Consider the following 13945-nt stretch of genomic DNA (forward strand, 5'->3'; position numbering starts at 1 on the left):
CGTTATCAATATGCTTTGGACTGTATGTATTTTGTGTATGACCATCTTAGGACTGATGTTTTTACTGAAGAAATTTAATCAGCCCTATCTTATTGCCTATATTGTTGCCGGGGTGTTATTGGGGCCTTATGTACTAAAGCTATTTAACAAACCGGAAGAAATAGAAACGATTGGCGAAATAGGAATATTACTGCTGATGTTTTTTATCGGAGTGGAAATCAATATTCCCAATAAAAAGAGCCTTATCATTAAGCCCTTATTGGCTCAGGGGATGAAAATACTCTTAAGTTTTATATTTGCTTATTTTGTGGGTGAGTTACTCCATCTGAATCTTGAAAGTGTGCTCCTCATCGCCATTCTGTTTATGTTCAATAGTACTGCAGTTGTAGTTGAGTTTCTGAAGAAGCATGGAACCCTGCATACTGCCTTTGGAATTATTATCCTCAATATTTTGTTATTACAGGATCTTCTTCTGGCTCCGGTGCTCACGGTGTTGAAATTCTGGAATAGCAAAGATTTCAGTATATGGAATATGATGCTTCCCATTGCCATATGTCTCGGCATTTTTTTTATATTCCGGAAAATCAGACATCTGAAGGAAATTAAATTCTCAAGTACATTCCTTGAAAATGACCATGAGCTTCAGGTATTTTCCGGCTTACTGATCTGTCTCGGCTTTGGTCTTATAGCAGAAACGGTAGGTATGAGTGCTGCACTTGGAAGTTTTATGGCAGGGGTCTTAGTCGGAAAAATTCAGGCATTTCAATGGCTGGAACATTCCCTGCTTCCATTCAAAGTTTTCTTTGTGGCATTGTTTTTTGTATCCATTGGTTTACGGCTGGATATCAATTATCTGTTATCCAATTATAAGCTGATCACGATAGGAACTTTAATTGTACTGATAAGCAACAGTATTATGTCGGCTCTCTTTTTCAGGATGCTGAATTTTAAATGGCAGGATAGTTTTTATGGAGGTGCTTTACTTTCTCAAACAGGTGAATTTGGAATACTGGCTATTTCGATTGCTTACAAAACCGGTATGGTAGAGTACGATCTTTATAAAGCCGGCCTGGGTATTACCTGCTTATCACTTTTATTGTCCACAATATGGATCAGTTGCGGTACGTTTTTCAGGCTTCGTAAAAATTTTTCGTATTGAGAATAAAGAATAAAAACAGAAGAGTATTGAATGTTCTAAGGATCAGTGTCTTGTGTCATAAATTCTGAAAAAATGACAGAAAACCGGAAAAAATTTCATTCGTACTCAAATGGTATTTTTTTTGTAAAATTTTATGTACAGCTGGCCAGCTGACGTGTTTTTAAATGATTGTTAAACTTAATTAAAAATGATTACAATGAATAATCTAATAAGAAGAAACGGAAACAGCAATTTGGGCTTTTCAAATGTCTTTGATGATTTTTTTGGTCGTGAACTTTTTAACTGGGGCAATAACAATTACTCATCTACCAGTACAACCGTACCATCTGTCAATATAAAGGAGAATGGAGAAGCTTATGAAGTTCAGGTTGCAGCACCAGGTATGGATAAAAACGATTTTCAGATCAGGCTGGATGGTAACCTGCTTACCATTTCATCAGCCAAGGAAGATCGTAAAGAGACAAAAGATGAAAACTTCACACGAAGAGAATTCAGTTACCAATCTTTCAAGAGAAGTTTTGAGCTTCCGAAAGATGTTGTGGATCAGGATAATATTAATGCAAAATATGAAAATGGCCTTTTAATGTTAACGATCCCTAAAAAAGAAGATGCGAAGCAGAAACCACCAAGAATGATTGAAATATCATAGAAATAATTACAAAATTGGCTACCAAAAGAGTAGCCAATTTTTTTTATAATTTTTGAAAATGCAGATCAACTTAAATCTTTGAATCAAATGATTCAAGGCTTTTATTATTAATATTGCAGTATTGTATTCTCTTCTCTTACTCTACCCGGAAATGTCCGACAGAATATGTTTGGGCTTTCCCCGCCACAATGACCCTTTCTTTTTTGTTCTCACAATAGAGCTGTCCGCCTCTTTCAGAGATCTGACGGGCAAAAAGCTGATCTTTTCCTAATCTTGATGACCAGAAGGGAATCAGTGAACAGTGAGCAGAACCGGTAACCGGATCTTCAAGAATAGAGGACTGCGGGGTAAAATACCTTGAAACAAAATCACTATCTGTCCCTTCCGATGTTACAATAACACCACCCGGATCAAGATTAATAAGATCAAAAACGGATCTTTCAATCCTGATATTTTTTACCTCTTCTTCAGAATCGTATACCAGAACATAATCTCTTGCTTTGAAGACTTCTTTAGGCTGGATATTAAGTGATCTGGATATTGTATCCGGAAGAGTAGAGGCTTCGGGCATTCTGGACGGAAAATCCATATAATACATCCCATCTTTAACATCTACTGTCAGTTCGCCACTTTTGGTTTCAAAAATGATTCTATTGCGCTCATAATTTAAGATGGAAACAAGACAATGGGCAGTAGCCAGGGTAGCGTGGCCGCATAAATCCATCTCTATTTCAGGGGTAAACCATCTCAGGTGAATGCTATCACCGTTATCAATGAAAAAGGCGGTTTCTGCCACTGCATTTTCACGGGCTATTTTTAAAAGGATTTCATCGGGTAACCAGTTTTCTAATGGCACAACACATGCCGGATTTCCATGGAAAACAGATTCTGTAAAAGCATCTATCTGATATAATTCTAACTTCATTATTAATAAAAATTTCGTTCCCTATAAAGATAATCTATTTCTGAGATAAAGTCCTTATTTGTCTATAATTCCATACAACATTTAATGGTCTCTGATTTATTTTCTTATACAGATAAATATTTATTCCTTCGTTCTCCGGTTTGTAATAATTTTTCCACAACCGGATGGCCATTTTCTTACAGATGTTTTTTGGGGCTGTAATTGTTCTTGATTGCTATAATTCATTATATTAGCTTTCTAAAGTATTTAATTTGCATTTATCATGTGCGTACTATTGTAGATGCAGCCATCTATTTTAGAGAAAAACTTAACCATAAAGAATTTAACCATGAAGCAGACTGTTGCTACAGCTTTCTTTTTCTTGTTTGTATTAGGTGTAAAAGCACAAACGCAATCTACTTCCCCTGATACAGTTTCTATTTTTTTCGATGAGTTAAAAACAGCTTCAAAGAAGAATATCGGACTTTGGAACAAAGATTTATATGGTCCTATGATTTTAATTGATCCGAAAACCAGGGAGCTTTTTGCCAATGAGCCGGATTTGGAGGGCATTCTGAAAGGTAACGGTACTACTTATTCTGGAATTTTACCTGCTGCTGTCAATATTGCCAATACCGCGGTCAATTGGGGTGGAAAAAGATGGGCAATGGCTATGCTCCCCCTTTCTGAAAATAAAGAAAACAGGATTAATCTTTTGGCTCATGAATCTTTTCATAGCATTCAGCCTTCATTGGGATTTACGCTTAACAATGCGGAAAATAATCATCTGGATCAGAAGAAGGGCAGGATTTACCTGCGTCTCGAATTGGAAGCGCTAAAGCAGGCAATCCGCTCAAATTCAGAAAAAGAAATGAAGCAGCATCTCACCAGTGCCTTTACTTTTAGAAAATACAGGAATACACTTTACAAAGGTTCTGAAACAACAGAAAATCTGCTGGAACTGAATGAAGGAATTGCTGAGTTTACGGGGCTCATTGTGAGCGGCAGAAATAAAGAGCAGGCAAGGTCTTCTCTTTTGAATGGTATTGATGGTTTTATGAAAAATCCCACATTTGTACGTTCATTTGCTTATTATACAACACCTGTTTATGGATATTTGCTGTATCAAAAAGATCCGGACTGGAATAAAAAAATTGATGCAAAAACTAACTTGACCAGCTATTTCAGTAAAGCACTCGATATAAGAATTCAGGCTGACCTGCAAAAAGAAGTTAAGAAACGATCTGATCATTATAACGGACAATCAATTATAAAGGAGGAAACCGAAAGAGAAGAACAAACTAAGAGGCTTATTGCTGAATACAAGCTGAAATTCATTCAACAGCCTCATTTTGAAATCAAATTTGAAAAAATGAATGTTTCCTTTGATCCGAGAAATATTATGCCTGTAGAAGATCTAGGGACAGTATATCCCAATATCCGGATTACTGATTTGTGGGGTATTCTGACAATTGAAAACGGAGCATTAATGAGTCCAAACTGGGATAAAATTTCAATATCCAATCCAGTGAAAACTGAAAATAGAAAAGTGTCGGGTGACGGATGGACTCTTGAACTGAAGGATGGTTATACAATCACTAAAGATGAAGGCAGTGGAAATTATAAATTGAGTAAGAACTGATATCCATAAAAAAAGCATCACTGTTTCGGCGATGCTTCTTGTTTTGGTAATGAAATTAATGATACCATTTCTTTTTCATAAATAAACTGGCTTTTACGAGAAGTATTAATACCGGAACCTCTACCAATGGACCAATCACCCCTACAAATGCCTGAGGCGAATGAATACCAAAGACTGAGATGGCCACAGCAATAGCCAGTTCAAAATTATTTCCGGTAGCAGTAAAGGCTATGGATGCATTTTTATCATAAGGAATTTTTAATGTTTTATTGATGATAAAACTTACAAAAAACATCAGAACAAAATAGATTACCAAGGGGACTGCTACCTTAATGACATCCATTGGCAATTCCAGTATTTTAGAGCCTTTCAAACTAAACATGAGTACGATGGTAAATAACAGAGCGTACAATGTCACAGGAGAAATTTTAGGTGCAAATTTTCTGTTGTACCACTCAGCATCTTTTGATTTGATCAGGACATATCGGGTAAGAAAACCTGCAAGAAAAGGAATTCCAAGGTAGATCAATACACTTTCTGTGATATCCTGCATAGAAACACTCACATTAAAGCTTGCAAGACCTAACTGATCGGGAAGGACATTGATAAACAGCCATACCAGGAAGCTATAGGTGAATACCTGAAAGATACTGTTTAAAGCAACCAGCAATGCCGCATATTCTCTGTTTCCTTTAGCGAGGTCATTCCAGACAATCACCATTGCAATACATCTGGCCAGTCCAATGAGGATTAATCCGGACATATAATCAGGTTCATGTCTTAAAAAAAGAATAGCGAGAACAAACATCAGAACCGGACCAATAATCCAGTTGAGCAATAAAGAAATGCCGATTACTTTTTTATCCCTGAAAGCCAAGGGCAGGAGAGTATAATCAACCTTTGCCAGTGGCGGATACATCATCAGAATGAGACCGATGGCCAGAGGAATATTAGTGGTTCCAAGAGACTGTGAATTGATAATATCAGGTATAGCCGGGAAAAAATGCCCCAAAGCAATCCCTGTCCCCATAGCCAGAAAGATCCATAAGGTAAGATAACGGTCTAAGAATTTTAGTCTGGGCTGCATGATTATCTTTTGATTTTAGAAAAAACATACAACATTTCTTCTGCAATTTGTAAGCTTCTTTCAGTATATATTGCTGACTGTTCCGGTGTATTATCTGAAATCTTTGGATCTTCAAAGGTGATCGGAATTCTTTTTTCCGCACCAGGGATAAAAGGACATCCGTCATCTGCCTGCGAACAGGTCATAATTGCTGCAAAATCAGATACAGGATTGAACGGACTGTCATATTTTTTAGAAAAGCCAATGATCGGAAGGCTGTTATCATCATATTTTACAGCATATACAGGATTGGTGGTATCAGCAATGCCGAAAACTGAAAAGCCCTGTTCTGCTAAAACTTCTGCAATCTTAGGAAATAATGCCGTTGTTTCCGTTCCTCCGGAATAGCAGTGAACTTCCTGAATGGCAAAGAAAGAAGCAGCTGTCTGTGCCCAAACCTGTGCCAGATGGCTCCGTCGTGAATTATGAGTGCAGATAAAATTCAGATTGATTTCTTTGCGGTCATCCACCTTTTGCTGGATAAAACTGATCAAAGGCTCCAGAACTTCTTTTCTGTCGGCATCTATACTTTCCCATTTCAGAGGTTGAATCGTGTTTAATAATTCCTGATACATAAGATTTTAATAAATTAACAGCAGCCGGATCCCGGAGTGCAGGCCGATGTTGGGGTTACAGATAGTTCAGACAGATTTTTCTTTTGTTTTTCGGAAGGAATTCCGCAGGCGTCCTGAGCAAGACATGCTGTTGTTTTGCTTTTCAGTACGAAGTTTTTTCCGTTAAATTCAAGGTCATATTTACCAATGGTTTCTCCCTGATATTCAACTTCAATTTCCGAGTCTTCTATTCCAAGCTTTTCTTCGGAAAGCTGAATGATATGAAGTAACTTTCCAGGTTTTAGACGATGTTCGTAATCATCAGCATCCCAAAGTTGAAAATTAACCACTTTTTCATTTCTGATGACCCCGCCGCAGTCGATGAAATTTTTTGTGATCTGACCCACTTCTGTTACGTGGAAATGTTCTGGAACAAAATTTCCGTTTTCTAATTGAAATTCAACATTTTCCAATGCAGGAAGAATTTCTTTGATTTCTGATAGTCTCATAGTAGATTAAAATTTAGTGTTATAATTTTGTAATGATATATTGCAATATTACGATGTTCGTGTTCAAAAAAATGCCTTAACAGCATTGTTTTATAGTAACATCCTGATTAAAAAACAGGTTGAATTCATTCTGAAACTGTTTCCATGTACTTTCATTAATGCAGTAACATACAGACTTTCCTTCAATGGAACCTTTGATGATTCCTATATTCTTAAGCTCTTTTAAATGCTGGGAAATGGTGGCCTGTGCCAATCCTAGTTCTTCAACGAGATCATTACAGATACATGCTTTTTGATTAATGATGTACTGTAGAATTGCGATTCTTGCCGGATGTCCCAAAACTTTAAGCAGAGAAGCCAGCTTATTTTGTTCTTCAGTATAAAAGTCTGTTTTAGTAACTCCCATTGTTGTAATTTTATATTGCAATATTACGATGATAAATTAATATAACCATGAAAAAACTTATTAATTTCAGATAAATAAAATTAAATTATTGAATTTCAGTATATTAAAATTGTTTTGTTATGAATGATACAGTTGTAAATCAAAAAAGATGAAGCCTGTTTCCGCTTCATCTTTTAATTTATTGTTAGGGTAAACTAATTTTTTTACCCTGTTCCGGGAAGATATACCTCACTTTTAGAGGATTGTTCTCTAATAATTCCTTTTTGATCAATTCTGGATTATCACCTGTCGGCTTTCTATGAGTAACCACAATATTAAGGCCTTCAAGGCTGCTTTGTCCGGTCTTTTCTTTAAGTTTACTCAATTCCTCAGTCAGCAGATTAGGAGTAAGGTGTCCGAACAGCAGATGTTCCGGCTGGCTGTTAGGGAAGGAAACTTCAATTAATATCGTATTCAGCTGTTTTTTCTTAACAAGTGGAGCTGCTTCGTTCCAAAGTTGATCCAGGCGGTCAGATTTTTCTATACGATCAGCACCCGTATCTCCAAGATAAAGCAGATAGTGATCATCTCTTCTTACCAAGGCTGCACTGCTCTTATAAGGATTTACATGGCTTAGTTCATAGCCGGTTATAAAAAAAGGGGTTTTTGGGGCGGGAATTTCACTTCCTTCCTGCAGTTCATTATAATGGTATTTTCCAAGGATAGGTTTTTGCCCCTGATCAGCAAAATTGATCCAGGTATCCGTGATAAAGTAGTGATTCTGAAGAATCTGAATCACAGGAGCTATCGCAAAAATATCTTTCTTGGAATCAGCCGGAGAATTGATGATGAGCCCTGATAAATGATCCAGGTGGCCGTGAGATACAAAATATCCTTTGATCTGATCCTTCAAAACTGTTTCTGTAGTTCCTTCAAGGCTTTTCATTTCGATTGCTTTCCGGATTCCGGCATTTACCGTACCGGCATCAAGGCAGAGAAATGCATTGTCTTTAGGTGCGCCTACCAGATAGGCTGATAAATTATCTTCCTGCTCACCACCATATATTCCTAAGGGAATTACATCAAAATTCTGTGCCTGGCAAACCATATTCAGAAGAACCAATAAAGAAAGTGCTGTTTTTTTCATACTACTTATAATAAAAAACCATCTTTTTCGGGATGGGCAGAGCAAATTTACGCTATTTTTTAAAGATGGGCATTCTCTATTAGTAAAGCCTGCTGAAAGTTAGCAGGCTTTATTTTTAATATCATTTTTACTGAGGTTGTTGCTGTGTTACACAATGTACCATTCCGCCATTGGCAAATAAATTCCGGCAGTCTATACCAACCACCTGTTTGCCAGGATAAAGCTGTTGGATAATATTGTTGGCAACTGCATCGTTAGGGTCGTTATAATTAGGAACCAATACACGGTTATTCGCAATATAATAATTGATGTAAGAAGCACGCCCTACATTTTTTCCGTACGTAGTAATCACATCATTTCTTGTTAAAGGCACTTTTACAAACTGATATGGAGAACCGTTTTTCGCAGTAGCATCATACAGTTTATCAATATCTCCGTCCGGTACCTGCCAGTAGGCCAGATCATCAGGACTCATTGTAATAATGGTAGAAGAATTGGCAAACCGGGCAAAACCATCAATGTGCATATCGGTAATATCAAGACCGGCTTTTCCATTCAGCCAGATAAATTTGGTTACTCCGAGGTTTTTAGTAAATATAGCCTCTGCCTGTTGTTGCGTCATTCCCGGATTTCTGTTATTATTCAGGATAGAACTTTTACAAGCCATCAACACTCCGTTTCCGTCAATTTCCACACTTCCGCCTTCATTGATCATCACTGAGTTAAGATTGATTTTTGGTATATTGGTATCGGCTGCTATTTTAGAAGGTATTACGTTACATTGGCTGTAATCGGCTTTGTTTCCCCAGCCGTTAAATCCCCAGTCCTGAATGAATAACTGCCCGTTCTGGTCTTTTACATAGATAGGACCATTGTCTCTTACCCAGAAGTCATCCGTTGGATAAATTTTGAAGTTGATATTGGTGAGAGAAACTCCAGCATTGTTGAGCAGGCCTATAATACGATTCTTTTCTGCACCGTCATAAGCAATAATGTGAACTTTTTCACTTTGTACAAGTTCTTTGGTCATGGCTACCCATGTGGCGTCCAGACGGTTTCTGTAGGTAGTTCCATACTGATACTGATGAGGCCATTGAAGCCAGGTTCCTTCATGGGGAGCTGATTCTTCAGGCATTTTGTAAACAATGGTTTCCGGATTTACCATACCCGGTAATTCTGTTAAGTCCGCTGATGAGCAGGATAATAGAAGAAGAGGTAATAATGGGAACATGATTTTCTTTTTTTGCATAACTGATCTATTTTAAACAGAGCAAAATTAGATCGATTGTTTTTCTTAAAGTTGTCCCAAATTGACAACTTACTTCAAAGGTAATAAAATATAGGTCAGTTGTTTTTCCTGATCATCTTCGTTTTCAGCATGATTTTCATACTTTTCAATGATAGGAGTGTGTGAAACTCAAGACCTGAATTGAAAATCCAGCGTGAATAGATCTTCGTATACGTGTCGTCTATTGTTTCGTAGCTTCCATGATGGGTAAAACGGGCATATTTACCTCCGAATATCATTTTTGAAGGTAGCTTTTTATTTCCGGACTGAACGGATGTGCATGCATCATAGCGGCAGTTGATTTCTGTTTTTATTAATGGTTCATCGGCTATAACTCCAAAATATTCTATCCCTGAGTCAGGGAAATCATTTTCCATGAACTTTTCCCACAGCACTTCAATCTCTTCATTGTTATAACAGGTGTTAATGCTCTGATAATATACCTGGACAGGTTTCAGATAAGCAATTTCGGGTTCCAGCAAGACCTCTGAGGTAACAGGAATGATGGCACCTCCACAAAGGAGTTGTTCCTTACTTTGTCTTGCCGCTTTTGGGGAAATCCCAAAATGTTGTTTAAAAGCTTTGGAAAAGGAAGCGATATTGGCAAAACCAACTTCAATGGCAATGGAGGTAAGATTTTCCTGAGTATAAAGAATGCGTTTATAGGCATTTTCTACTTTTAATCTTTGCTGGAAAGTACCTATTGTCTCCCCACAGCTGTACTTGAAAATGCGCTGGATATTCCGGTAAGAATAATGAGAAATGTCTTCCAGTTCCTTTACAGAAACAGGCTGGTCGTAATTCTTCTCCATGAAATTGATAACTCTGTAAATACAATTCAGGTTGTCTTCCATAAGCATTGAAATTTTTCCGAAACTGGTGATATGAAATAAATTACAAATAAAAGAAATAAAAAAATATCTTGACAATATTGTAAATTAGCTTTCGGTAAAAATAGATTTTAAAAAAAATGAATTTTACCGCTCTAAAACGAAAAACCAAGAAATACTATTAAATATGGAAAAAGATTTGTCAGAATTAACGGATCAGGAGTTGATAGAGAAAAAAAGAACTATTGAAGCCAGAAATGTTGTGAATGCTATCATCCTGGGAGTATTGGCTGGAATTGCTATTTATAGTACCATAACCAAAGGGATCAGTTTCACTACTTTTTTACCGATACTTCTTGCTTTTTTTGTGGCCAACAGCTGGAATAAAGGTAAGAAAGGCTTGAAAAGGGAAATGGACTCCAGAAATGTGAAGTAATGCAGGAATTTAACAGAAAAACAGAAACTGGTGCTGTAGCCTATTTTCGGCATTGCATCAGAAACGGAGATGTAAAAGGAGCATTAAGTTGTTTTCATCCAGAAGCAGTCTACATAGACCGCGATGGAAGAGAGTGGAGAGGGTTTGAGCAGATAGAAAGGGCAATGAATGAGATTTGCCGCTTACAACTGGATATTCAAGGTGAAACTCCACATATCACTGTTGTAAATGATCTGGCGATGTGGCAGGATCAGTGGGAAATAACGGGAACTGCTCCGGATGGGCATTCTATTCATATGACAGGCAATACTTCCTGTATCATGAAAAGAAATGAAGAAGGAGAGTGGCTGTGGCTGGTTGACAATCCTTTCGGTTCTGCTGTGCTTAAAAATGACAATTTGGTATAAAGTCTGAAATAATTGTACCCTTGTCAAGGTTTTAGACCTTGACAAGGGTGGGGATAAAGTCTTTCAGAAACAAATAAAAAACCTTCAGTTCATCTGAAGGTTTACTTTTATATTATTTTACTGATTTTAGTTGCGTAAGAATTGGCCGATTCCGGGAGAATCGAAAGTGAAAGCATTATGATTTTCAGATTTATCAATTTTATTGCTGATGGTTAATGCCCATAATACAAGCTCTTTGCAGAAATTCTGGTCTTCTCTGCTCAATTCAGAAGCATTTTCTTCCACCACAGTTGTCAAAGGTTCTATCTTGTCAAGTTTAGCATAAAATTCTTCATCCGTATCATTGTAGTTAAGTTCTAAATGATTTTTGTTGAACCACCTGATCAGGTCAGTGTATGGAGTTTTGATTCCTTCTTTTTCCAGTTTTGAAATACGTGGGAACAGGCTTTCAAATTGGGTCATTACCGCTTTATCAATTAATATTTTGGCCACGTAATCTGCTCCTTCCTGTTCTCCTTCATAGACCAGCTCAATTTTCCCTGTGATGGATGGAATGATCGACATAAAATCTAGCAGACGTACAGTGGTTCTTTCTACTCCGGATTCAATTAAACGTAATTTCGCCGCTGCCACTAAATTTTCCATGGCACTGATGGTCAAACGGGCACTGACACCGCTTTTGGCATCCACATATTCGCTGATACGGGCAGCAAAAGCAACTTCTTCTAAAAGATCTTTTGCCAGGTCTGGAATCAGGATCTGTTCTTTATCTTCAGCAGAAATCAATGCTTCCTGTTCTGTAATTTGTCTGGCAAGTGCTATTGTTTTGGGATAATGGGTGAAGATCTGAGATCCTATTCTGTCTTTCAGCGGCGTTACAATACTTCCTCTGTTCGTGTAGTCTTCCGGATTGGCGGTAAAGACAAACTTAATATCAAGCGGCATTCTCAGCTGGAATCCGCGGATCTGAATATCTCCTTCCTGTAAAATATTAAACAAAGAAACCTGGATTCTTGCCTGCAGATCCGGTAATTCATTTAAAACAAAAATAGAACGGTTGGCACGCGGAATCATTCCATAATGAAGGACACGTTCGTCGGAATAGGGCAGTTTCAGGGTTGCAGCTTTAATAGGATCAATGTCACCAATTAAGTCAGCCACATTTACATCGGGAGTGGCCAGTTTTTCATAGAACCGATGAGAACGGTGCACCCATGAAATCGGAGTTTCATCACCCAGTTCAGCAATCAGGTCTTTGGCAAATTTTGAAATGGGCTGAAACGGGCTGTCATTGATTTCAGACCCTTTTACGATAGGCATATATTCATCAAGCAGATTTACCATGCTTCTTGCAATCCTGGTTTTTGCCTGTCCGCGCAGTCCCAGTAAATTGATGTGGTGTCCGGCAAGAATTGCCTTTTTCAGTTGGGGAACAACCGTGTCTTCATAGCCCCAAAGCCCTTCAAATACAGGTTCTTTAGATTTGATTCTGGCAATTAAGTTCGCCTGGATTTCCTCATTAATCGTTTTGTGAGTATAACCGGATTTTTTTAATTCTTTGAATGTAATATCGTTTTTCATTGTCTTGTAATACTATTTATCTGATGAGATTTTTATTTTTAAATAATGTAAAACCTGATCTTTATATTCTTCTTATTCTGTTTTTTTCGTAATCTTCAAAAATCATTTGTCCTAATCCTGAAAGTCCGGTCAGGAAGGCCTTTCCTTTATTCTGGGCTGTAAATTCTTCCACGAACTGACGCAGATAAGGATCCTGGGCAATCATGAAAGTCGTGATAGGAATTTTCAGTTTTCTCGCCTGTGCTGCTCTGTTGAAACACTGGTTGACAATCTTTTCATCCAGCCCAAAGCTATTCATATAAAACTCACCGCTGGGCAGCTGAATACAGCTGGGTTTTCCGTCGGTGATCATAAAAATCTGTTTGTTGGTATTTCTTTTTCTGCGAAGGATGTCCATGGCGAGTTCCAGACCTGCTACGGTGTTGGTATGATAAGGACCAACTTTTAAATAGGGAAGGTCTTTGATCTTAATGGGCCATGCTTCGTTTCCAAAAACAATGATATCAATAGAATCTTTCGGATATTTCCGTTTGATCAATTCCACGAGTGCCATGGCTACTTTTTTGGCCGGAGTGATCCTGTCTTCACCATATAAAATCATTGAATGGCTGATATCAATCATCAGAACAGTACTCATTTGTGCCTTATGCTTGGTTTCCTCTACGACCAGGTCATCTTCTGTGAGACGAAGGTCTGAGATTCCGTTGTTGATCTGTGCATTCTTTAAACTTTCGGTCATGTTCACGGCAGCAAGATCATCTCCATATTGGAAAGAACGGTTTTCACCATCACGTTCATCTCCGATTCCTGTCTTATGGGTACGGTGATTTCCGGCTCCGTTTTTCTTCAGTTTACCAAAGATCTGATCCAGCGCATATTCACGAAGGGCAGCTTCCAGTTTAGGGGTTAATATTTTTTTACCTTTTCCACCTCCAGTATTGCCTTCTTCAGGGTCTTCTTCCCTGATATAACCTCGTTTTTTCAAATCCTCTTCAAAATCCTGAAGGGTATACTCATCACTGAAAATATCATATTCCTGATCAAGCATGTCCAGCCAGTCGAAGGCTTCTTCAATATCTCCGGAGGTATGGGTAAGCAGATCTTTGAAAACATCAAAGACACGTTCAAAATTTGATAATTCCTCCGGCACATGCTTGCTGAATATAAAACCTTTTCCGGGATTAAAATTTTTATCTCTCATAAGATGATAAAGCATTTTTTGCAGTTAATTGCTTTTGAGTATTTCAGAGAATGTAATGAATGGTCTGAAATATTCTTTGATTCCTTTCAAACTGAAAAGTTAGGAAAATATCATCTCATGATTCCCC

15 protein-coding genes are annotated in these 13945 nt (G+C 37.7%); 5 read left to right on the forward strand and 10 right to left on the reverse strand.

The genetic code is table 11. The features are described from left to right. The first annotated feature begins 10 nt into the window (after window positions 1–10). Both DEU40_RS09865 and DEU40_RS09870 read left to right on the forward strand, forming a co-directional pair. Window positions 11–1159, forward strand: coding sequence for a cation:proton antiporter (locus tag DEU40_RS09865; RefSeq protein WP_228406484.1), 1149 nt, complete (start codon window positions 11–13; stop codon window positions 1157–1159). Window positions 1160–1355: 196 nt separating this feature from the next. Then, window positions 1356–1808, forward strand: coding sequence for an Hsp20/alpha crystallin family protein (locus DEU40_RS09870; protein ID WP_110009804.1), 453 nt, complete (start codon window positions 1356–1358; stop codon window positions 1806–1808). 136 nt (window positions 1809–1944) lie between these two features. Here the strand turns inward: DEU40_RS09870 and DEU40_RS09875 are convergent, their stop codons facing one another. After that, on the reverse strand, window positions 1945–2733 hold the full coding sequence (locus tag DEU40_RS09875) for a PhzF family phenazine biosynthesis protein (protein ID WP_110009673.1): 789 nt from the start codon (window positions 2731–2733) through the stop codon (window positions 1945–1947). A gap of 328 nt (window positions 2734–3061) precedes the next feature. On the opposite strand from DEU40_RS09875, the gene DEU40_RS09880 reads away from it, so the two are divergent. After that, complete coding sequence (locus DEU40_RS09880; RefSeq protein ID WP_110009805.1) at window positions 3062–4354, forward strand: hypothetical protein; 1293 nt, start codon at window positions 3062–3064, stop codon at window positions 4352–4354. Window positions 4355–4409: 55 nt separating this feature from the next. Here DEU40_RS09880 and arsB read toward each other — a convergent pair whose 3' ends face one another. The 7 genes from arsB to DEU40_RS09915 all read right to left on the reverse strand — a co-directional run bounded on the left by arsB (window position 4410) and on the right by DEU40_RS09915 (window position 10217). Then, window positions 4410–5441, reverse strand: a complete 1032-nt coding sequence (gene arsB, locus DEU40_RS09885) for an ACR3 family arsenite efflux transporter (RefSeq protein WP_110009674.1) — start codon at window positions 5439–5441, stop codon at window positions 4410–4412. A gap of 2 nt (window positions 5442–5443) precedes the next feature. After that, window positions 5444–6055, reverse strand: coding sequence for a low molecular weight phosphatase family protein (locus DEU40_RS09890; RefSeq protein ID WP_110009675.1), 612 nt, complete (start codon window positions 6053–6055; stop codon window positions 5444–5446). Between the two features lie 14 nt (window positions 6056–6069). Further along, on the reverse strand, window positions 6070–6543 hold the full coding sequence (locus tag DEU40_RS09895; RefSeq protein ID WP_110009676.1) for a DUF6428 family protein: 474 nt from the start codon (window positions 6541–6543) through the stop codon (window positions 6070–6072). A 76-nt stretch (window positions 6544–6619) separates the two neighbouring features. Next, window positions 6620–6949: an ArsR/SmtB family transcription factor gene (locus DEU40_RS09900; RefSeq protein WP_110009677.1), complete on the reverse strand. Its 330-nt coding sequence runs from the start codon at window positions 6947–6949 to the stop codon at window positions 6620–6622. A 184-nt stretch (window positions 6950–7133) separates the two neighbouring features. Then, entirely contained in the window at window positions 7134–8075 is a 942-nt protein-coding gene (locus DEU40_RS09905; protein WP_110009678.1) for a 3',5'-cyclic-nucleotide phosphodiesterase, read from the reverse strand. 127 nt (window positions 8076–8202) lie between these two features. After that, a complete protein-coding gene (locus DEU40_RS09910) occupies window positions 8203–9324 on the reverse strand; it encodes an agmatine/peptidylarginine deiminase (RefSeq protein ID WP_110009679.1) in 1122 nt (373 codons plus the stop codon). Between the two features lie 95 nt (window positions 9325–9419). Then, entirely contained in the window at window positions 9420–10217 is a 798-nt protein-coding gene (locus DEU40_RS09915) for a GyrI-like domain-containing protein (RefSeq protein ID WP_228406486.1), read from the reverse strand. A gap of 163 nt (window positions 10218–10380) precedes the next feature. Between DEU40_RS09915 and DEU40_RS09920 the strand changes: the two genes are divergently transcribed. Both DEU40_RS09920 and DEU40_RS09925 read left to right on the forward strand, forming a co-directional pair. Further along, entirely contained in the window at window positions 10381–10629 is a 249-nt protein-coding gene (locus tag DEU40_RS09920) for an FUSC family protein (RefSeq protein WP_110009680.1), read from the forward strand. Next, window positions 10629–11036, forward strand: coding sequence for a YybH family protein (locus tag DEU40_RS09925; protein ID WP_110009681.1), 408 nt, complete (start codon window positions 10629–10631; stop codon window positions 11034–11036). Before DEU40_RS09920 ends, DEU40_RS09925 begins: the two co-directional genes overlap by 1 nt. A gap of 126 nt (window positions 11037–11162) precedes the next feature. Here the strand turns inward: DEU40_RS09925 and DEU40_RS09930 are convergent, their stop codons facing one another. Continuing rightward, window positions 11163–12617 (reverse strand): sigma 54-interacting transcriptional regulator, encoded by a 1455-nt coding sequence (locus tag DEU40_RS09930; RefSeq protein WP_110009682.1) that lies wholly within the window; start codon window positions 12615–12617, stop codon window positions 11163–11165. A 61-nt stretch (window positions 12618–12678) separates the two neighbouring features. After that, on the reverse strand, window positions 12679–13818 hold the full coding sequence (locus tag DEU40_RS09935; RefSeq protein ID WP_110009806.1) for a vWA domain-containing protein: 1140 nt from the start codon (window positions 13816–13818) through the stop codon (window positions 12679–12681). Window positions 13819–13945: the final 127 nt, after the last annotated feature.

Origin of the sequence: Chryseobacterium sp. AG844 (assembly GCF_003182335.1) — a bacterium.
Lineage (GTDB): Bacteria > Bacteroidota > Bacteroidia > Flavobacteriales > Weeksellaceae > Chryseobacterium > Chryseobacterium cupriresistens.